The following is an 18,487-nucleotide window of genomic DNA, read 5'->3' as shown; positions in this document are numbered from 1 at the left end:
CCATTGTTTGAACTCGGAGCTTATCTCCAAAACCGGCTACACTACGATCTAGTAGCGGCGGATCAGGCCCACAAGCTTGCCCTGCACACGAACCCGATCCGGGCCAAATATTCTAGTTTCGTATGCCGGGTTTGCGGCTTCCAAAGCGATGGATGCACCCTTGCGGCGAAAGCGCTTCAAAGTCGCTTCCTCGTCATCGACAAGTGCCACCACGATTTCGCCGGGGTTTGCTGAATCACCGCGTTTAATGATGACGGTATCACCGTCGAAAATGCCGGCGTCGATCATTGAATCACCTCTGACCTCAAGCGCGTAGTGCTCGCCCGCACCGATCATTTCGGGCGGAAGGCTGAGGGAGTGTGTCTGATTCTGGATTGCTGAAATCGGTACACCCGCAGCAATTCGCCCCATGACCGGTACGGACACAGTTCCAGACGTGTCGTCATTGGTAGCCACGGGGGCGGGGCGTGCCGGTGGCGGAGGCGTTTTGCCCAGGCTGCCTTCGATAACGCTGGGAGCGAACTTCTTTTGTGCATTGAGGCCCGGAGCGATGGAATCCGGCAGACGTAACACCTCAAGCGCACGCGCCCTGTTCGGCAGACGGCGAATAAATCCACGCTCCTCAAGGGCGGTGATCAGACGATGGATACCCGATTTTGAAGCCAGATCGAGCGCTTCCTTCATTTCATCGAAAGACGGGGGAATGCCCGTTTCTTTTAGACGTTCATGAATGAACAGCAGAAGCTCGTGCTGTTTACGGGTTAACATGCGCGACACCCTCCCGGCCAAGAATCGAGAAAAACAAAACCAGAACGAACACTATATGTTCCAGTCTTGTTCTGCAATGGTTTTAAAACCATTAACGCTCAGGGTGAGATTGAACGGAATACTTCAGGGCAAGACCATCACGGGCACGGCATGTCAGATGCTGCTTCGAATAACATATATTTTATGATGACTTAGGTCTGTTTTCTCAAGCTTTAGTGAGGCCGAGAATTGCGCTCGATCTACAGCATGAGAACGCGACAATCATCGCCAACAGTGGCAGCAGGAGCGTTTTCATCCCTGATGAGAAGCGCTTTTGAACCGACGAGAGCTGAAAGCATGGACGAATCTTGGACCGGAAACGGCTTTGCGGTCAGCGTTCCATCAGGGTTTGATTCGATTGTGGCCCGGATATAATCGCGGCGGTGGTCATTCGCAGGCAGGTCAGTGCCCAGCTTTGCAGGTCGGATATCGGCATCGAGGTTCGTTCCGGCAAGCTTGGCGACGAGCGGACGGAGAAAAACGAGGCTGCATACCAAGCTCGAAACGGGATTGCCCGGTAGTCCGATGACATGCACGATCTTGCCGTTCACTTCGATGCGCCCATACATCAGGGGCTTGCCGGGCCGCATGGCGATCTTCCAGAAGTCGAGATTGACGCCCTGTTTCTGCAGTGCTCCATGCACAAAATCCCGGTCACCGACGGAAGCGCCGCCGATCGTCACCAGAATGTCGATGCCGCTTTGCAGGCTGTCTGCTATTGCCCGTTCGATTTTGGCAGGATCATCCGGAATGATCCCTTTATCATGTGGCGCTCCGCCGGCTCGCCTTACTATCTCGGCGATTCCAACGCTGTTCGATGCAACAATCTGGTCTTTTCCGGGTGTTTCCCCCGGCGGAACCAGTTCATCGCCGGTCGCAATGATTGCTATTTTGGGCTTTTGAAACACGTCGATTTTCGCATTGCCACTGGCCGCTGCCAGCGACAGGGCTGCAGCATCCAGCGCCCGCCCGCTCGGAATGACGATGTTATCGGGTGAAAAATCGAGGCCTGCGCGGCGTATATGTCGTCCCGGTTCTATGCCTTCGTGAACGGTTAGCCGGTTATCCGAGCGCTCAGTGTGTTCCTGAATAACGATCGTGTCCGAGCCTTTGGGCAGTGGCGCGCCGGTGAAAATCCTGACTGCCTGACCAGTTCCCGTTTCACCTTCGAAACGATTTCCCGCTGCCGATTCGCCGATGATGTCGAACTCGACGGGATAAGAGATGTTGTCTGGCGCGATCAGGGCGTAACCGTCCATGGCCGATCCGTCGAACGGCGGCTGCAGAAAATGTGCCAAAACAGGTGTTGCAACCACGCGCCCACCTGCATCTGACAATGCGACCTGCTCTTTACCGTGCGGTTCTGCGGATTTCAGGATGCGGGCCAGTGCTTCATCGACCGGGAGAAGGGACATGGCGTTTCCTCTCGAACTGAATTGTTGACCCGTCTAGACCACAGAATCTGTCCAGATGAGTTGATCCAGAGCAAAGTCTAGCGGTTTATGCTTTCCAGTCACCTGATTTGCCGCCGCTCTTTTCGGTAACGCGGATACCGCCGATCTCCATATGTTTGTCGACGGCTTTGGCCATGTCATAGATCGTAAGACATGTGACAGAAACGGCGGTGAGGGCTTCCATTTCCACGCCGGTGCGCCCCTTGAGCTTGGCCAGCGCACGAACGCGCAAACCGGGCAATGTCTGATCCGGCTCGATTTCGACGGCTACTTTGGTCAGCATCAGCGGATGGCATAGGGGAATCAGATCGGCGGTCTTTTTGGCCGCCATGATGCCAGCCAGACGCGCAGCACCAATGACATCACCTTTCGCGGCGTTGCCTTCCAGAATGAGCGCCAGCGTTTCGGGCTTCATTCTGACCGATCCTTCGGCCACAGCCTGTCGTTCAGTCTCGTCCTTGGCACCAACATCCACCATATTGGCAGCGCCGGTCTGGTCGATATGGGTGAGTTTGGATGGCATCGATCAAGCCTTGCCAGTCAGCAGTTCACGGGTAGCCGCTGCAACATCGGCCTGCCGCATCAGGCTCTCTCCGATGAGGAATGTCCCGATTCCAGACTTTTTCAGACGCAGGCAGTCTTCGTGTGTGAATATGCCGCTTTCACCGACCAGAACGCGATCGGCTGGCGCCATTTTCGACAGCCGTTCCGAAACGGCCAGATCGACCTCAAATGTACGCAAATTGCGATTGTTGACGCCGAGCAGACGCGATGAAAGCTTTAGTGCGCGTTCCATCTCGGCTTCGTCATGCACTTCGATGAGTGCATCCATGCCAAGCTCGAACGCGGTTTCTTCCAACGCCTTTGCAAGATCATCGTCGACGCTTGCAAGAATGATCAGAATGCAATCTGCACCCCAACTACGGGCTTCGTGTACCTGATAGGTATCGAACAGAAAATCCTTGCGCAGAGCCGGGAGACTGCAAGCGTTGCGAGCTGCCGTCAGAAATTCCGGCGCTCCCTGAAAGGAAGGCGTGTCAGTCAGCACTGAAAGACATGCAGCGCCACCAGCTTCATAGGCTTTTGCAAGTGCAGGCGGATCGAAATCAGGACGGATCAAGCCCTTCGATGGGCTTGCCTTCTTGATTTCAGCAATCAGCGCGAATTCACCGGCGGCGCGTTTTGCCTCCAGCGCTTTGAGAAAACCACGCGGCGCTTCCTGATCCTGTGCGTGTGCCTTCAAATCAGCGACGGTGCGCTCGGCTTTTGCAGCAGCGATTTCTTCGCGCTTGTAAGCCTCGATCTTGCGCAGAATGTCGGTGGACATGAATTGATCCTTTCCGTCAGGCGGCTTTGTCGTTGGAAACGGCAATCACCTTCTGCAAAACATCAAGTGCTGCGCCGCTGTCGATGGATTGTGCCGCGAGTGCGATGCCTTCTTTCAGGTCCTTCGCGTTGCCAGCAATCACAAGCGCCGCGCCTGAATTGAGCAGGACGATGTCTCGATAGGCGTTTTTCTCGCCTTCAAGTACGCCCAGCAGAGCCTTGGCGTTTACCGAAGCCTCGCCACCTTTCAGTTCGGCCGGGTCGCAACGACGCAATCCAACTTCTTCCGGCGTAATTTCAAAGGTACGAATCTGACCGTTTTCGAGGGCGGCAACTTGTGTCGTTCCTGCGGTAGTCATCTCGTCGAGGCCGTCGCCGTAGACAACCCAAGCCGCTTCGGAACCCAGTTCCTTGAGCACTTCAGCCAGCGGCACAAGCCATTGTGGTGCGAATACCCCCACAAGCTGACGCTTGACGCTGGCCGGATTGGAGAGGGGGCCAAGCAGATTGAAGATGGTGCGGGTGCCGAGTTCTACGCGGGAGGGGCCGACATGGCGCATGGCGGAATGGTGCATCGGTGCAAACATGAAGCCGAGGCCAGCTTCTGTGATGCTGCGACCGATGATGCTCGCGTCGGCCTCGATATTGATGCCGAGCGCGGCGAGTGCATCGGCTGCACCAGAGCGGGAGGAGAGGGCGCGGTTGCCATGTTTTGCTACAGGAACGCCAGCTCCAGCAACAACAAATGCCGAGCAGCTGGAGACATTGTATGAACCCGACTGATCGCCACCAGTGCCAACAATATCGATGGCATTGTCGGGAGCGGAAACTCCCAGCATACGCGAGCGCATGGAGGCAACGGCACCGGCGATTTCCGGTACTGTTTCACCGCGTACGCGCAACGCCATCAACAGTCCGCCGATCTGCGACGGCGTTGCCTGTCCTGACATCATGATATCGAAGGCGGCTCTGGAATCCTCAAGCGAAAGCGGCTCGCCTGATGCAGCTTTCGCGATATAGGGTTTTAGATCAGCCATTTTGGATGCCCACCGTCCTTAAAACGCCAGAGCGTTGTTGATGACGGTCTGGTTTATCTTAACAGGATACTGCTTCTGCAATTCGCCGACGAGCTGTTCGAGAACATCATCCGAGAGCGATGTCGCCAGATATTTCTGCTGCTGTTCCGGAATAGCTTCCGGGCCAGCTCCGGCAGGTTCGGTCACTTCAACAACCTTGAACAGAATCTGGGCATCGTCCGAAGGTGCAGCAGCGCTACCAGTGAAACCATTCGCTCCCCGGAAAATCTGCGCCGCCGCCGCTGTTCCGATATCGGCATCGTTGGTCGTGCGGACAATACCACGCTTGGTCTGCTTTTCGACGCCCAGCTCTGTAGCGATCGCGTCGAGTGTCGCGCCGCCATCGAGGCGTTTCTTCAACTCGTCTACGCGCTGGTTGAGACGCTTGACTGCTTCTTCGCCCTTCCACGCCGCTGCAACCTTGTCCTTGACTTCGTCGAGCGTACGGTCGCGTGCCGGAGTTACACTGTCAACCTGATACCAGAGATAGCCAATATTGCCCATGGTCAGGGCGTCGTTGTCAAAACCCTGGTCGGCCTGGAAGGCAGCAGAAAGCAGCGCTTCGGAGTTTGGCAGCTGCACTGGATTACCAGAAGGATCGTTACCTTCGGCGTCGACGGATTCCACGATGACGGACTTGAGGCTTAGCTTCTTTGCCACATCAGCCATTGATGCGCCGTCGGAACGGTCCTGCTCATAAGAGTCATGAATGCCGCTGATGCTGCTTGCTGCGATATTGTTGGCAAGCGTGATGCGAATTTCGCCTTCAACTTCGGCTTGTGGCTTCACATGAGCCGGTTCGATCTGCGTCACGCGCAGGATAACAGGACCAAAGCCACCCTTCACCACCGGGCTCACGCCATTCTCTGCCAGTGCAAAAGCTGCATCGGCAACTGCCTGATCAGGAATAGCGGATTTCTCAAACGTGCCAAGCTTCAGGTCGTCTTCTGTTTTACCCTGTTCCTTGCCAATATCGATGAAGCTTGTTCCAGCGGCAATTTTCTGCTGGGCAGCTTCAGCTGCGGCGTCATCGGCAAAGCTCAACTGCTCAATAGTACGCTTTTCGATCGTGCTGAAGCGGTCCTTGTTCTTTTCGTAATATTCGTTGATTTCGTCCTGCGTGACGGCGGACGGATCAGCAATATCAGCCGGCTCCAGCTTCACATAGGTTATTTTCCGGTACTCCGGTGCCTTATACTCGTCCTTGTGTGCGTCAAAATAGGTCTTGAGCGCATCTTCGGACGGGGCAGGGACAGCATCGGCCTTTTCAGCCTGAATGGTCACATAGTCAACGCTGCGGGTTTCACCTTGATATAGAGCCAGCGCCTTCAACGCTGTATTCGGAAGCTTGATGCCGTCCGTTGCAGCTTCCACGATCTGCTGGCGGCGAGCCACTTTCGCGCGGTTGTCGAGATAATCCTGAGCACGAATGCCAGATTGACGAAGCACTGCATCGAACTGTGCACGATTGAAGTTGCCGCTTGCGTCATGGAAAGCCGGATCTTCACCGGTCAGTCGAGCAATTCCGTCCTTGGAAAGGCCGAGCTGCATGTTGCGCGCACCTTCATCCAGAACCACACCGGCTGCGAGCTGGGCGAGTACCTGATTTTCGACACCGAGCGTTTTTGCCTGTTCGCGCGTCAGACGCTGGCGAAACTGTTGAGACAAACGCATCATCTGCTGTTCATAGGCGAAACGATAATCAGTGGCGCTCACTTCGGAACCGCCAGCCGTCAAAGCGGCATTGCCTGACAGGCCGCCGCGAAAGACATCGGAGATGCCCCAGATCGCAAAGCTCAGTACAAGCAGGCCAAGCAGAAGTTTGGCGACCCAGGATTGAGCGGCAGAACGCAGGCTGTCGAGCATTGGAAACCCTTCAAGTATAAATCTAAGCTCGGCTTTCATAGATAGAGCCAGTCAGGGGATAACCTCAAGCCAGCCCTATATGCAAGGTCTCATTGCATGTAGGCACTCAAGAACATTTGCATTGCGGCACGAATACGCTTAGTCAGTGGCAAATTTTGGCGCTGGTCCGCTTTCAAGAGGTGACCGCGTCTACTGTTTTGAACAGGCGAGGAGAATGAAATGACTCCGGGAATCCGTCCGCTGGTTGCTGGCAACTGGAAGATGAATGGCACGGGAGAGTCCCTGACCGAATTGCGTGCGATTGCTGCCGGCCTGAGCTCCGATCTCGGCCGCAAGCTTGACGCCGTCATTTGTGTACCTGCGACGCTTCTTTCCCGCGCGGCGGAAACGCTCGAAGGCGAGACTGTTGGTCTCGGCGGTCAGGATGCTCACCATAAAGTGTCTGGCGCGCATACAGGCGATGTCTCTGCAGAAATGCTTAAGGAAGCGGGCGCTACGCATGTCATAATCGGTCATTCCGAACGCCGGACCGACCATCATGAAAGCAATGACACTGTTCGCGCCAAGACCGAGGCCGCATGGGCTGCCGGATTGGTTGCAATCGTTTGCGTCGGCGAAACTGCCGATGAGCGCAAGGCGGAGCGTACTCTGGATGTAATCGGCAAGCAGCTTGCTGGCTCTTTGCCGGATGGCGTCAATGCCGAGAATACGATCATTGCTTACGAACCGGTTTGGGCAATCGGTACAGGGTTGACGCCAACAGTGCAGGACGTGCGTGCCGCTCATGCTTTCATGCGTGAGCAGCTAATTGAACGTTTCGGCACGAAAGGCGCACATCTTCGGCTGCTCTATGGCGGTTCGGTCAAGCCTTCAAACGCATTGGAATTGCTCGGCGTCGCGGATGTTGATGGTGCGCTTGTTGGTGGTGCGAGCTTGAAGGCGAACGATTTTCTCGCCATATGCGAAACCTATCGTAATTTGTAACCGGCACATCACGTCTGTCTATCTTGGTCTCGGGGCTTGGATTATCGGACAATAGCGTGTAAAGAGCCGCTCTAGTTTTAGGGATATAAAGACCGTAACCCATGCAGACCGTAATCATTGTCATTCATTTGTTGATCGTGCTGGCGCTTGTCGGCGTTGTGCTTATCCAGCGTTCGGAAGGCGGTGGCCTTGGCATTGGCGGTGGTTCGGGGTTCATGACGGCTCGCGGCGCAGCCAACGCGCTGACCCGCACGACAGCCATTCTCGCGATCGGTTTCTTCGCGACCTCGCTTATTCTCGGCATCATGGCACGCTACGGCGAAAAGCCGACCGACATTCTCAATCGTATCCCGGCGGCAACCGGCAGTCAGTCAGCTCCGGCAGGCGGCAATGGCGGCGGTATCCTCAATCAGCTGGGTGGCGAGTCTTCGCGTCCTGACGCCAATCAGACTGCACCTGCAGTTCCAGGTGCTGCGGCACCGGCAACACAGCCCGACGCTACCCAGCCGCAGGCTCCGGTTGTTCCGGAAACCCCGGCCAACCCGGTTCCTAGCTCGCAGTAAAAGGTCGAGCAAAGTGAACAGAATGCGAAACCGGCCCTTGTGGCCGGTTTTCTTTTTGTTAATCATGAGACTGCAAAGTGTTGCAGCTAGGCAATACGCTGCCGCGAATCGCATTGCAGAACGATGGCAGCGAATTGAGAACCGGATCGCTTTGCAGTAAGGAAAGCGAAAGTCTGGTCGCAATTAATGCGGCAGACATTTTTCCCTTGTGCTTGAATTTTCGGGAACCGAACATGTTTTCACGCCGTATTTTGATGGCAGGTATTGCAACTCTCTGCATCGGAGCGACCGCTCCTGCATTTGCAACTTCGCCGGTAAGCGCTGAAGCGCAGCTCAATGAAGCTGCTGCGTCTGTTCAGCAAGTTGCTCTCTCAAGCGATGCCAAGGCCAATCCTGAAAAGCCGAAGAAGAAAAAGGCTTCCAAGAGCGGCAATGCAGTTAAGGCCAACAAGTACAACATCGATCCGAAGTTCCGGGCGCAGGAAGTGGCTTTTACCGGCTATAAGCCTGGTACCATCGTGATCGACCCGAAGCAGCGTTTCCTTTACCTTGTTGAAACGTCGACGACTGCTCGCCGCTATGGCATCGCTGTCGGCAAGCAGGGATTGGAATTCAAGGGCACTGGAACAATCAACGCGAAGCGGGAGTGGCCGCGCTGGATTCCGACCAAGGAAATGATCGAGCGTGATCCGGCTCACTATGGTCGTTTCAAGAACGGTATGGATGGTGGTCCAGGCAATCCACTTGGTTCGCGCGCTCTGTACTTGTTTCAGGGCAACAAGGACACCTACATCCGCATTCATGGCACGGTACAGCCATGGACTATCGGTAGCTCGGCTTCCAACGGCTGCTTCCGCATGATCAATGAGGATGTGATGGATCTTTATGAGCGCGTCGGTCTGGGTACCGAAGTGGTTGTTCTCTGATCTGTAAATGACTATGTGAATGTGGCCGGGCTTATGGGCTCGGCCTTTTCTTTTGTGCCAATGGCTATTCTGGCAGGTGGAAGCTGTGGATTTCGAGCTTCGACATGGCTTTATGTGAATAGGGGCGCTAGAGAGTACAGACGTATTCGCTCCGGGGTTTCTGGCTCCGGTTTTTCTTTGTGCAACGACGATTACCGCTTGGCTTCGGTGAAAAAACACTGCCGGGGTGCATTTTTTTGTGGCGGAATCAATCAAGAAAGTCTAACGAGATAAGCCCATGGCGCGATATGTATTCATCACTGGCGGCGTGGTTTCTTCCCTTGGAAAAGGCATAGCTGCCGCAGCACTGGCTGCACTCCTTCAGGCACGTGGTTACCGCGTGCGTATCCGTAAACTCGACCCTTATCTGAATGTCGATCCCGGCACGATGTCGCCTTACCAGCATGGTGAGGTGTTCGTCACTGACGATGGTGCCGAAACCGACCTTGATCTGGGCCATTACGAGCGGTTCACCGGTCGTCCTGCCAACCAGCAGGACAACATCACCACCGGCCGCATCTATCGGAACATCATCGAAAAGGAACGCCGCGGCGATTATCTCGGTGCGACGGTTCAGGTCATTCCGCATGTGACCGACGAGATCAAGAACTTCGTCCTTGAAGGCAACGAAGACTATGATTTCGTTCTTTGCGAAATCGGCGGCACGGTTGGCGACATCGAAGCCATGCCGTTCCTCGAAGCGATCCGTCAGCTTGGCAATGAACTGCCGCGCGGAACGGCAGTTTATATCCATCTGACCTTGATGCCGTATATTCCGGCAGCTGGTGAACTGAAGACCAAGCCGACCCAGCATTCGGTCAAGGAGCTGCGCTCTATCGGTATTGCTCCAGATATCCTTCTGGTCCGCGCCGATCGCGAGATTCCGGAATCAGAACGTCGCAAGCTGTCGTTGTTCTGTAATGTCCGCGAAAGCGCGGTCATTCAGGCGCTCGACGTAGCAACGATCTACGATGTGCCGATTGCCTACCATAAGGAAGGCCTTGATTCGGAAGTTCTGTCGGCATTCGGTATCGACCCGGCTCCGAAGCCCCGTATGGACCGCTGGGAAGAGGTCTCCAACCGCCTCCACAATCCGGAAGGCGAAGTGACCATCGCTATCGTCGGCAAATATACCGGCCTTAAAGATGCCTATAAGTCGCTGATCGAAGCGCTCTATCATGGTGGTCTTGCCAACAAGGTAAAAGTCAATCTCGACTGGATCGAGGCTGAAGTCTTCGAAAGCGAAGATCCGGCCCCATATCTGGAAAAGGTTCATGGCATTCTGGTGCCGGGCGGTTTCGGCGAACGTGGCGCGGAAGGCAAGATTCTTGCAGCGAAGTTCGCTCGTGAACGCAAGGTTCCTTACTTCGGTATCTGCTTTGGCATGCAAATGGCTTGCATTGAAGCAGCACGTAATCTCGTTGGTATCGAAAACGCATCTTCGACCGAGTTCGGTCCGACCAAGGAGCCGGTTGTCGGTCTCATGACCGAGTGGCTGAAGGGCAATATGCTCGAGAAGCGCGCTTCGGCTGGTGATCTTGGCGGTACAATGCGCCTTGGTGCATATGAAGCGGCGTTGAAGTCGGGCTCGAAGATTGCGGAAATCTACGGATCGACCGATATTTCCGAGCGCCATCGTCATCGCTATGAAGTCAATATCGACTACAAGGAACGTCTGGAATCTGCCGGACTGAACTTCGCAGGCATGTCACCGGATGGTGTTCTGCCGGAAACAGTCGAATATCCTGACCACCCTTGGTTCATCGGCGTTCAGTACCACCCTGAACTGAAGTCTCGACCGTTCGAACCGCATCCGCTGTTTGCTTCCTTCATCGAAGCGGCAATCGAGCAGAGCCGTCTGGTCTGAAAATCTAACGCGCCTTTCGGGGCGCGTTTTCATTTCCGCTTTCAGGCCGTGGTCTTGTTTTCGACCCACCTTTACGCCAGATAAGGTGCCTGCAAGGCATTCAATATCGAGGTTCACGTCATGGCGACTGCCAATTCATCCGTAAAAATCGGAAACGTTACTTTTTCAAACAGTGCGCCGTTTGCCCTGATAGCGGGCCCGTGCCAGATGGAAACGCGTGAACACGCTTTCGATATGGCAGGCCGTCTCAAGGAGATGACCGATAAGCTCGGCATCGGTCTTGTCTACAAGTCCAGCTTCGACAAGGCCAATCGCACATCCTTGAAGGCTGAGCGTGGAATCGGCCTCGAAAAGGCAATGGAAGTTTTTGCGGATCTCAAGAAGGAGTTCGGCTTTCCGGTGCTGACGGATATCCACACTGAAGAGCAGTGCGCCGCAGTTGCTCCTGTGGTCGATGTCCTGCAGATCCCGGCATTTCTCTGCCGCCAGACCGATCTGCTGATTGCTGCCGCCAAGACGGGACGTGTCGTGAATGTCAAGAAGGGCCAGTTTCTGGCGCCGTGGGACATGAAAAATGTTCTTTCCAAGATTACGGAAAGTGGCAATCCGAATGTGCTGGCGACCGAACGCGGTGTTTCGTTTGGCTATAATACGCTCGTTTCCGATATGCGTTCCTTGCCGATCATGGCAGGCCTCGGTTCGCCAGTAGTCTTCGATGCGACTCATTCCGTACAGCAGCCGGGCGGGCAAGGTGGTTCGTCGGGTGGTCAGCGCGAATTCGTTGAGACGCTGGCACGCGCAGCTGTAGCCGTTGGCGTTGCCGGGCTCTTCATCGAAACGCATCAGGATCCGGACAATGCTCCTTCCGATGGCCCGAACATGGTGCCGGTGGATAAAATGCCCGCGCTCCTCGAAAAGCTGATGGCTTTCGATCGTATCGCGAAAGGGCTTTAAACAGTTCTCGGAGAATTTAAAAAGGCGGGGGATTTTCCTCCGCCTTTTGTTTCGCTAAGCCATTCTCGCCGCTTTTTTTGCGGTTAGGGCTTAAAAATTGGCCTGGTGCATAATCTTTTCTGAAATGTCTGCAAAGTTTCAGGATTATGCGCTAAGAAATGGCCGCATCGGATTTGTTAAGCGCCTCGCACATCTGGCGGGGCAATCTATAGGGAAGGACTGGTTCCTATGACTGCAATCATCGACATCGTCGGCCGCGAAATCCTCGACAGCCGCGGCAACCCGACCGTCGAAGTGGACGTTGTGCTTGAAGACGGCTCTTTCGGACGTGCTGCGGTTCCGTCTGGCGCATCGACTGGCGCGCATGAAGCTGTAGAATTGCGTGATGGTGGCAGCCGCTATCTCGGCAAGGGTGTGGAAAAGGCCGTCGAAGCTGTCAATGGCAAGATTTTTGACGCTATTGCGGGCATGGATGCGGAAAGCCAGCTGCTCATCGACCAGACGATGATCGAGCTTGACGGCTCGGCCAACAAGGGCAACATCGGCGCCAACGCTATTCTGGGCGTTTCGCTTGCCGTTGCCAAGGCTGCGGCCCAGGCAACCGGTCTCCCACTTTACCGCTACGTTGGTGGGGCAAATGCCCATGTTCTGCCGGTCCCCATGATGAATATCATTAATGGCGGTGCACATGCTGACAATCCGATTGATTTCCAGGAGTTCATGATTCTGCCAGTGGGGGCTTCGTCCGTTCGTGAAGCTGTTCGTTATGGCTCGGAAGTTTTCCATACCCTCAAGAAGCGTCTGAAGGATGCCGGTCACAACACCAATGTTGGCGATGAAGGCGGCTTTGCTCCTAATCTGAAGAATGCCCAGGCTGCGCTCGATTTCATCATGGAATCGATCGAAAAGGCCGGTTTCAAGCCGGGTGAAGATATTGCTCTTGGCCTCGACTGCGCTGCGACCGAATTTTTCAAGGACGGTAATTACGTCTATGAAGGCGAACGCAAGACGCGCGATCCAAAGGCTCAGGCCAAGTATCTCGCCAAGCTCGCCAGCGACTATCCTATCGTCACTATCGAAGATGGTATGGCTGAAGACGACTGGGAAGGTTGGAAGTACCTGACCGATCTTATTGGCGACAAGTGCCAACTCGTTGGTGACGACCTGTTCGTCACCAATTCCGCTCGTCTCCGTGACGGTATTCGTATGGGCGTTGCCAACTCGATTCTCGTCAAGGTCAACCAGATCGGATCGCTGTCTGAAACGCTCGACGCGGTCGAAACGGCTCATAAGGCTGGCTATACTGCCGTCATGTCGCATCGTTCGGGTGAAACCGAGGATTCGACGATTGCCGATCTCGCGGTTGCTACCAACTGTGGTCAGATCAAGACTGGCTCGCTGGCCCGTTCGGACCGTACGGCCAAGTACAACCAGCTGATCCGTATCGAGGAGGAACTTGGCAAGCAGGCCCGCTATGCAGGTCGCAGCGCACTGAAGTTCCTCTGATTTTTCTCTGAGACTGATAAAGGCGGGCTTCGGTCCGCCTTTTTTCGTTTTCGCCCTATATGACTTCCAATGCTTGGCATTTGACCGGATGCAATTATATTGATATCAATGTTATTGCATTGGTGTTTGAGCTGATGAGGCAGCGGCTTGGAATTCAGATGATGAAGCCGTGGGGGAGTTAACAACGGGAGAGAGAAAATGGCTTATATCGAAGGATTTGTTGTCGCCGTCCCCAAGGCGAACAAGGAACTTTATCGCAAGCATGCCGCCGAAGCTGCTGTATTATTCAAGGAGTTTGGCGTGACGCGTATGGTCGAAGCATGGGGGGATGATGTGCCGGATGGCAAGGTCACCGATTTTCGACGTGCGGTTAAGGCCGAGGCCGACGAGGAGGTTGTTTTCTCCTGGTTCGAATATCCCGACAAGGCAACGCGCGACGCTGCAAATAGCAAAATGATGAGTGATCCGCGTATGAAGGCGATGGGTGACCAGATGCCATTCGACGGCAAGCGCATGATCATGGGCGGGTTTTCCACAATTGTAGATGTTTGATCCTGTCAAACATTTTATCAATCTGAATGAGCGGCTCGTCTTTATGATGAGCCGTTCTCGCTTCCTGACGGGTTTGAATGGTTTGCGCGAGGTTCACTTCTTCCAGCTGTTACGAAAACTAGTCCCGACTGCTCCTGACATCGGTTCTTGGTAAATCTCTGTTAAGCAAAATAATGCTTGATGGTGGAATTCGGATTGATGCCCTTCGCAGGATTCGTAGTGGCACCGAATATCCGGGAAGGAAGCCGAAATGTGGACCAAGCAGAAGCGTAAATCGATCCGTGGGCGTTTTGTGTTGCCCATTCTGACGGCTGCATTTCTGAGTTACTTCGGCTTTCACGCCTATCACGGCGAATATGGTCTCTACTCCCGTATTCAGCTGGAAGAGCAGAAAAGCCTTCTGGCCAAGCAGCTCGAACAAGTGACGGCAGATCGCAACGCGCTCGAAAAACGAGTCACGCTTTTGCGCGATGGTTCCATCGAGAAGGATATGCTTGACGAGCAGGCACGCAGAGCGCTTAATCTCTCCCATCCCGATGAAGTGACAATTATCACCTCCAGGGAAGACCGTTCAAATTAACTGAAATCCGGTTAATTGTCTTTTTGTGATATGTTTTTAAGGGCTTGGCGACATAGCAGCTATGCTCTGGGCGCATATTGTATCTTGTGATATGCCCGTATAACGTCACAATAGAACGACAATTTAGGGAGCGAGATATGGCACCGAGGGCTAAAAAGTCGCCTGCTAGCAAAACGCAGGCGACTTCTGTGACTGCACCCAAGGCACCTGCACCTGTGAACTTCGACAAGAAGCAGGAGCTGGACGCTTATCGCGAAATGCTGTTGATCCGGCGTTTCGAAGAAAAAGCCGGCCAGCTTTATGGCATGGGCTTCATTGGTGGTTTCTGCCACCTTTATATCGGCCAGGAGGCCGTGGTGGTCGGCATGCAGATGGCGCTGAAGGAAGGTGATCAGGTTATCACTGCCTATCGCGATCATGGTCATATGCTTGCAGCGGGCATGAGCGCGCGCGGCGTGATGGCTGAACTGACCGGACGTCGCAGCGGCCTTTCCAAGGGCAAGGGCGGCTCCATGCACATGTTCTCCAAAGAGAAGAACTTCTACGGCGGTCATGGTATCGTCGGTGCGCAGGTTTCGCTCGGCACAGGCCTCGCATTCGCGAATCGCTATCGCGACAACGACAATGTAACGCTGACCTATTTCGGCGATGGCGCTTCCAATCAGGGTCAGGTCTACGAAAGCTTCAACATGGCATCGCTATGGAAGCTGCCGGTAGTCTACATAATCGAGAACAACCGCTACGCCATGGGCACTTCGGTTTCGCGCTCGTCCGCAGAAACGGACTTCTCGAAGCGCGGTCTCTCTTTCAATATTCCGGGTATCCAGGTGGATGGCATGGACGTTCGTGCGGTCAAGGCTGCTGCCGATCTGGCCGTGGAATGGACGCGTTCCGGCAAGGGGCCGATCATTCTCGACATGCAGACCTACCGTTACCGCGGTCACTCCATGTCGGACCCGGCAAAGTATCGCTCGAAAGAAGAAGTGCAGAAGATGCGCTCCGAGCATGATCCGATCGAGCAGGTCAAGCAGCGTCTGATCGACAAGGGTTGGGCAACCGAGGAAGAGCTGAAGGAAATCGACAAGGATGTCCGCGACATTGTCGCTGATTCTGCTGATTTCGCTCAAAACGATCCGGAGCCGGATGCATCCGAGCTCTACACGGATATTCTGCTCTAATTCCAGGAAGGTGTTGTCATGCCCGTAGAAATTCTCATGCCCGCACTTTCCCCAACCATGGAAGAGGGCAAGCTCTCCAAATGGCTGAAGAAAGAAGGCGACAAGGTTACGTCCGGCGATGTGATCGCCGAAATTGAAACCGACAAGGCGACGATGGAAGTCGAAGCTGTCGATGAAGGCACGATTGGCAAAATTCTTGTCGATGAAGGCACCGAAGGCGTGAAGGTCAATACGCCGATTGCCGTGCTTCTCAGTGACGGTGAAAGCGCTTCCGATATCGGTTCTGCTCCCGCCGCCAAAGCCGAGGCACCATCGAGCGAAGCCAAGGAAGAGCCAAAAGCCGAAGAAAAGAAGACTGATTCTGTTCCGGCTGCTCCAAAGGCTCCAGCACTCGAAGTCGCGTCCGACCCGGACATTCCGGCTGGCACCGAAATGGTTTCTACGACCGTTCGTGAAGCGCTTCGTGATGCGATGGCCGAAGAAATGCGCCGCGACCCGAGCGTTTTCGTTATGGGTGAAGAAGTTGCCGAATATCAAGGCGCTTACAAGGTAACTCAGGGACTTCTCGATGAATTCGGTTCCAAGCGCGTTGTAGATACCCCGATCACCGAACATGGTTTCGCCGGTGTAGGTGTAGGGGCTGCTTTTGCAGGTCTGCGTCCGATCGTTGAGTTCATGACCTTCAACTTTGCCATGCAGGCAATCGACCAGATCGTGAACTCTGCTGCCAAGACGCTTTATATGTCCGGCGGACAGATGGGCGCTCCGATGGTCTTCCGTGGTCCGTCCGGTGCGGCTGCGCGTGTTGCTGCCCAGCACTCGCAATGCTATGCGGCCTGGTACAGCCACATTCCGGGTCTCAAGGTCGTCATGCCGTACACGGCAGCCGACGCCAAGGGCTTGCTGAAGGCTGCCATTCGCGATCCGAATCCAGTGATCTTCCTCGAAAACGAAATCCTGTACGGTCATCATTTCGATGTACCAAAGCTTGACGATTTCGTGCTGCCGATTGGCAAGGCCCGCATTCACAAGCAGGGCAAGGACGCCACCATTGTTTCGTTCGGTATCGGCATGACCTACGCCGTCAAGGCGGCTGAAGAGCTGGCCCAGCAGGGTATCGATGTTGAAATCATTGATCTGCGCACGATCCGCCCGATGGATATTCCAACTGTAGTCGAATCGGTCAAGAAGACTGGCCGACTTGTGACTGTGGAAGAAGGTTTCCCGCAGTCGTCCGTTGGTACGGAAATCGCCACCCGCGTCATGCAGCAGGCTTTCGATTATCTCGATGCGCCGATCCTGACCATTGCTGGTAAGGATGTTCCGATGCCTTATGCGGCAAATCTGGAAAAGCTGGCGCTGCCGACTGTCGCCGAAGTGGTCGAAGCGGTGAAAGCCGTTACCTATACCGCGTAACGAAAGGGTCTGGACATGCCGATCAATATCACCATGCCAGCGCTTTCTCCGACGATGGAAGAAGGCAACCTGTCGAAATGGCTGGTCAAGGAAGGCGACAAGATCGCTCCTGGCGATGTTATTGCTGAAATCGAGACCGACAAGGCCACGATGGAAGTGGAAGCTGTGGACGAGGGCACGATTGCCAAGCTCGTGGTTCCCGCTGGCTCCGAAGGCGTCAAGGTCAATGCGCTGATCGCTATCCTCGCCGAAGAAGGCGAGGACGTGGCGGCTGCAGCAAAGGGCGCGGCTTCTGCTCCGAAGACAGAAGCTAAGGTCGAGGCTCCCAAGGAAGAGCCGAAGCCAGCCGCAGCTCCTGCAGCGGTGCCTGCACCAGCCAAGGCAGAGCAGCCCGCTGCTACGAATAAGGGTGACCGTGTGTTTGCGTCGCCGCTTGCACGCCGTATCGCCAAGGAATCCGGTGTCGATATCGCCGCTGTGAAGGGTACCGGTCCGCACGGCCGTGTCGTTCAGCGCGATGTGGAAGCTGCTCTGGCTTCCGGTGGTGCCAAGGCTGCTGCGCCGAAGGCGGAAGCTGCCGCACCGAAGCCGATGTCGGATGAAACCGTTCTCAAGCTCTTTGAGGAAGGCACCTACGAGATCGTTCCTCACGATGGTATGCGCAAAACCATTGCCCGCCGTCTGGTGGAATCGAAGCAGACTGTTCCGCATTTCTATCTGACGATTGATTGCGAACTGGATGCACTTCTGGCTCTGCGTTCGCAGATCAATGCAGCTGCGCCGATGATCAAGACTGAAAAGGGTGAGGTTCCGGCCTACAAGCTTTCTGTCAACGATCTGGTGATCAAGGCTGTTGCTCTTGCACTGCGTGACATTCCTGAAGCCAATGTCTCCTGGACTGAAGGCGGTATGGTCAAGCACAAGCGTGCTGATGTCGGCGTTGCAGTCTCCATTCCGGGCGGTCTGATTACACCAATCGTGCGTCAGTCGGACTCGAAGACGCTGTCCGCTATCTCCAATGAGATGAAGGACCTTGCCAAGCGTGCGCGTGATCGCAAGCTGAAGCCTGAAGAATATCAGGGCGGTTCGACCTCCGTGTCCAACCTTGGCATGTTTGGCGTGAAGGACTTTGCCGCGATCATCAATCCGCCGCATGCGACCATTTTCGCAATCGGCGCAGGTGAACAGCGTGCAGTGGTCAAGAACGGTGAAATCAAGGTTGCGACCGTTATGTCTGTAACCCTTTCAACCGATCATCGTGCCGTCGACGGCGCGTTGGCTGCTGAACTTGCACAGGCCTTCAAGCGTCACATCGAAAACCCGATGGGTATGCTGGTCTGATTGATCAACTTCAAGGGCGTCGCGTTCTGCTGAACTCGACGCCTGAGGTTTT

At 54.9% G+C, this 18,487-nt stretch carries 17 protein-coding genes; 11 read left to right on the top strand and 6 right to left on the bottom strand.

All coding sequences use genetic code 11. The annotated features are described in order from the left end of the window. Nucleotides 1-48 precede the first annotated feature (48 nt). The 6 genes from lexA to CES86_RS04440 all read right to left on the bottom strand — a co-directional run bounded on the left by lexA (nt 49) and on the right by CES86_RS04440 (nt 6,529). Nucleotides 49-768 carry a transcriptional repressor LexA gene (gene lexA, locus CES86_RS04465; protein ID WP_010659992.1) on the bottom strand — a complete coding sequence of 240 codons (720 nt, stop codon included), beginning with the start codon at nt 766-768 and terminating at the stop codon, nt 49-51. 239 nt (nt 769-1,007) lie between these two features. After that, nucleotides 1,008-2,222 (bottom strand): molybdopterin molybdotransferase MoeA, encoded by a 1,215-nt coding sequence (locus CES86_RS04460; protein ID WP_029924684.1) that lies wholly within the window; start codon nt 2,220-2,222, stop codon nt 1,008-1,010. Nucleotides 2,223-2,307: 85 nt separating this feature from the next. Beyond that, entirely contained in the window at nt 2,308-2,784 is a 477-nt protein-coding gene (gene moaC, locus CES86_RS04455; RefSeq protein ID WP_029924686.1) for a cyclic pyranopterin monophosphate synthase MoaC, read from the bottom strand. A gap of 3 nt (nt 2,785-2,787) precedes the next feature. Next, nucleotides 2,788-3,588 (bottom strand): indole-3-glycerol phosphate synthase TrpC, encoded by an 801-nt coding sequence (gene trpC / locus CES86_RS04450; protein ID WP_029924688.1) that lies wholly within the window; start codon nt 3,586-3,588, stop codon nt 2,788-2,790. Between the two features lie 16 nt (nt 3,589-3,604). Then, nucleotides 3,605-4,624 carry an anthranilate phosphoribosyltransferase gene (trpD, locus tag CES86_RS04445; RefSeq protein WP_029924690.1) on the bottom strand — a complete coding sequence of 340 codons (1,020 nt, stop codon included), beginning with the start codon at nt 4,622-4,624 and terminating at the stop codon, nt 3,605-3,607. An 18-nt stretch (nt 4,625-4,642) separates the two neighbouring features. Continuing rightward, nucleotides 4,643-6,529: a peptidyl-prolyl cis-trans isomerase gene (locus CES86_RS04440; RefSeq protein WP_029924692.1), complete on the bottom strand. Its 1,887-nt coding sequence runs from the start codon at nt 6,527-6,529 to the stop codon at nt 4,643-4,645. A 219-nt stretch (nt 6,530-6,748) separates the two neighbouring features. Here CES86_RS04440 and tpiA point away from each other — a divergent pair, with 219 nt between their 5' ends. The 11 genes from tpiA to CES86_RS04385 all read left to right on the top strand — a co-directional run bounded on the left by tpiA (nt 6,749) and on the right by CES86_RS04385 (nt 18,435). Next, nucleotides 6,749-7,513 (top strand): triose-phosphate isomerase, encoded by a 765-nt coding sequence (tpiA, locus tag CES86_RS04435; protein ID WP_029924694.1) that lies wholly within the window; start codon nt 6,749-6,751, stop codon nt 7,511-7,513. 101 nt (nt 7,514-7,614) lie between these two features. Then, nucleotides 7,615-8,076 carry a preprotein translocase subunit SecG gene (secG, locus tag CES86_RS04430; protein WP_029924696.1) on the top strand — a complete coding sequence of 154 codons (462 nt, stop codon included), beginning with the start codon at nt 7,615-7,617 and terminating at the stop codon, nt 8,074-8,076. A gap of 233 nt (nt 8,077-8,309) precedes the next feature. After that, nucleotides 8,310-9,002 (top strand): L,D-transpeptidase, encoded by a 693-nt coding sequence (locus tag CES86_RS04425; RefSeq protein ID WP_010660000.1) that lies wholly within the window; start codon nt 8,310-8,312, stop codon nt 9,000-9,002. Nucleotides 9,003-9,279: 277 nt separating this feature from the next. Further along, complete coding sequence (locus CES86_RS04420) at nt 9,280-10,908, top strand: CTP synthase (RefSeq protein ID WP_010660001.1); 1,629 nt, start codon at nt 9,280-9,282, stop codon at nt 10,906-10,908. Nucleotides 10,909-11,028: 120 nt separating this feature from the next. Next, nucleotides 11,029-11,862: a 3-deoxy-8-phosphooctulonate synthase gene (kdsA, locus tag CES86_RS04415; RefSeq protein WP_010660002.1), complete on the top strand. Its 834-nt coding sequence runs from the start codon at nt 11,029-11,031 to the stop codon at nt 11,860-11,862. Between the two features lie 228 nt (nt 11,863-12,090). Next, the gene (gene eno, locus CES86_RS04410; protein WP_029924698.1) at nt 12,091-13,368 is read left to right on the top strand and encodes a phosphopyruvate hydratase; all 1,278 of its coding nucleotides are present in this window, start codon (nt 12,091-12,093) and stop codon (nt 13,366-13,368) included. 198 nt (nt 13,369-13,566) lie between these two features. Continuing rightward, on the top strand, nt 13,567-13,920 hold the full coding sequence (locus tag CES86_RS04405; protein WP_010660004.1) for a DUF1428 domain-containing protein: 354 nt from the start codon (nt 13,567-13,569) through the stop codon (nt 13,918-13,920). Between the two features lie 250 nt (nt 13,921-14,170). Beyond that, complete coding sequence (locus CES86_RS04400; protein ID WP_010660005.1) at nt 14,171-14,500, top strand: FtsB family cell division protein; 330 nt, start codon at nt 14,171-14,173, stop codon at nt 14,498-14,500. A 137-nt stretch (nt 14,501-14,637) separates the two neighbouring features. Further along, nucleotides 14,638-15,678, top strand: coding sequence for a pyruvate dehydrogenase (acetyl-transferring) E1 component subunit alpha (gene pdhA, locus CES86_RS04395; RefSeq protein ID WP_010660006.1), 1,041 nt, complete (start codon nt 14,638-14,640; stop codon nt 15,676-15,678). Nucleotides 15,679-15,696: 18 nt separating this feature from the next. After that, nucleotides 15,697-17,094 (top strand): pyruvate dehydrogenase complex E1 component subunit beta, encoded by a 1,398-nt coding sequence (locus CES86_RS04390; RefSeq protein WP_029924700.1) that lies wholly within the window; start codon nt 15,697-15,699, stop codon nt 17,092-17,094. Nucleotides 17,095-17,109: 15 nt separating this feature from the next. Continuing rightward, a complete protein-coding gene (locus CES86_RS04385; RefSeq protein WP_029924702.1) occupies nt 17,110-18,435 on the top strand; it encodes a pyruvate dehydrogenase complex dihydrolipoamide acetyltransferase in 1,326 nt (441 codons plus the stop codon). Nucleotides 18,436-18,487: the final 52 nt, after the last annotated feature.

This window comes from Brucella lupini, assembly GCF_002252535.1.
Taxonomy (GTDB): domain Bacteria; phylum Pseudomonadota; class Alphaproteobacteria; order Rhizobiales; family Rhizobiaceae; genus Brucella; species Brucella anthropi.
The sequence above is the reverse complement of the archived record's forward strand: the minus strand, read 5'-3'. Positions and strand labels throughout refer to the sequence as shown.

Excerpts from the sequence above, each read along its gene's own strand:
- lexA (WP_010659992.1), bottom strand. The coding sequence starts at position 768 with ATGTTAACCCGTAAACAGCACGAGCTTCTGCTGTTCATTCATGAACGT.
- CES86_RS04460 (WP_029924684.1), bottom strand. The coding sequence starts at position 2,222 with ATGTCCCTTCTCCCGGTCGATGAAGCACTGGCCCGCATCCTGAAATCC.
- moaC (WP_029924686.1), bottom strand. The coding sequence starts at position 2,784 with ATGCCATCCAAACTCACCCATATCGACCAGACCGGCGCTGCCAATATG.
- trpC (WP_029924688.1), bottom strand. The coding sequence starts at position 3,588 with ATGTCCACCGACATTCTGCGCAAGATCGAGGCTTACAAGCGCGAAGAA.
- trpD (WP_029924690.1), bottom strand. The coding sequence starts at position 4,624 with ATGGCTGATCTAAAACCCTATATCGCGAAAGCTGCATCAGGCGAGCCG.
- CES86_RS04440 (WP_029924692.1), bottom strand. The coding sequence starts at position 6,529 with ATGCTCGACAGCCTGCGTTCTGCCGCTCAATCCTGGGTCGCCAAACTT.
- tpiA (WP_029924694.1), top strand. The coding sequence starts at position 6,749 with ATGACTCCGGGAATCCGTCCGCTGGTTGCTGGCAACTGGAAGATGAAT.
- secG (WP_029924696.1), top strand. The coding sequence starts at position 7,615 with ATGCAGACCGTAATCATTGTCATTCATTTGTTGATCGTGCTGGCGCTT.
- CES86_RS04425 (WP_010660000.1), top strand. The coding sequence starts at position 8,310 with ATGTTTTCACGCCGTATTTTGATGGCAGGTATTGCAACTCTCTGCATC.
- CES86_RS04420 (WP_010660001.1), top strand. The coding sequence starts at position 9,280 with ATGGCGCGATATGTATTCATCACTGGCGGCGTGGTTTCTTCCCTTGGA.
- kdsA (WP_010660002.1), top strand. The coding sequence starts at position 11,029 with ATGGCGACTGCCAATTCATCCGTAAAAATCGGAAACGTTACTTTTTCA.
- eno (WP_029924698.1), top strand. The coding sequence starts at position 12,091 with ATGACTGCAATCATCGACATCGTCGGCCGCGAAATCCTCGACAGCCGC.
- CES86_RS04405 (WP_010660004.1), top strand. The coding sequence starts at position 13,567 with ATGGCTTATATCGAAGGATTTGTTGTCGCCGTCCCCAAGGCGAACAAG.
- CES86_RS04400 (WP_010660005.1), top strand. The coding sequence starts at position 14,171 with ATGTGGACCAAGCAGAAGCGTAAATCGATCCGTGGGCGTTTTGTGTTG.
- pdhA (WP_010660006.1), top strand. The coding sequence starts at position 14,638 with ATGGCACCGAGGGCTAAAAAGTCGCCTGCTAGCAAAACGCAGGCGACT.
- CES86_RS04390 (WP_029924700.1), top strand. The coding sequence starts at position 15,697 with ATGCCCGTAGAAATTCTCATGCCCGCACTTTCCCCAACCATGGAAGAG.
- CES86_RS04385 (WP_029924702.1), top strand. The coding sequence starts at position 17,110 with ATGCCGATCAATATCACCATGCCAGCGCTTTCTCCGACGATGGAAGAA.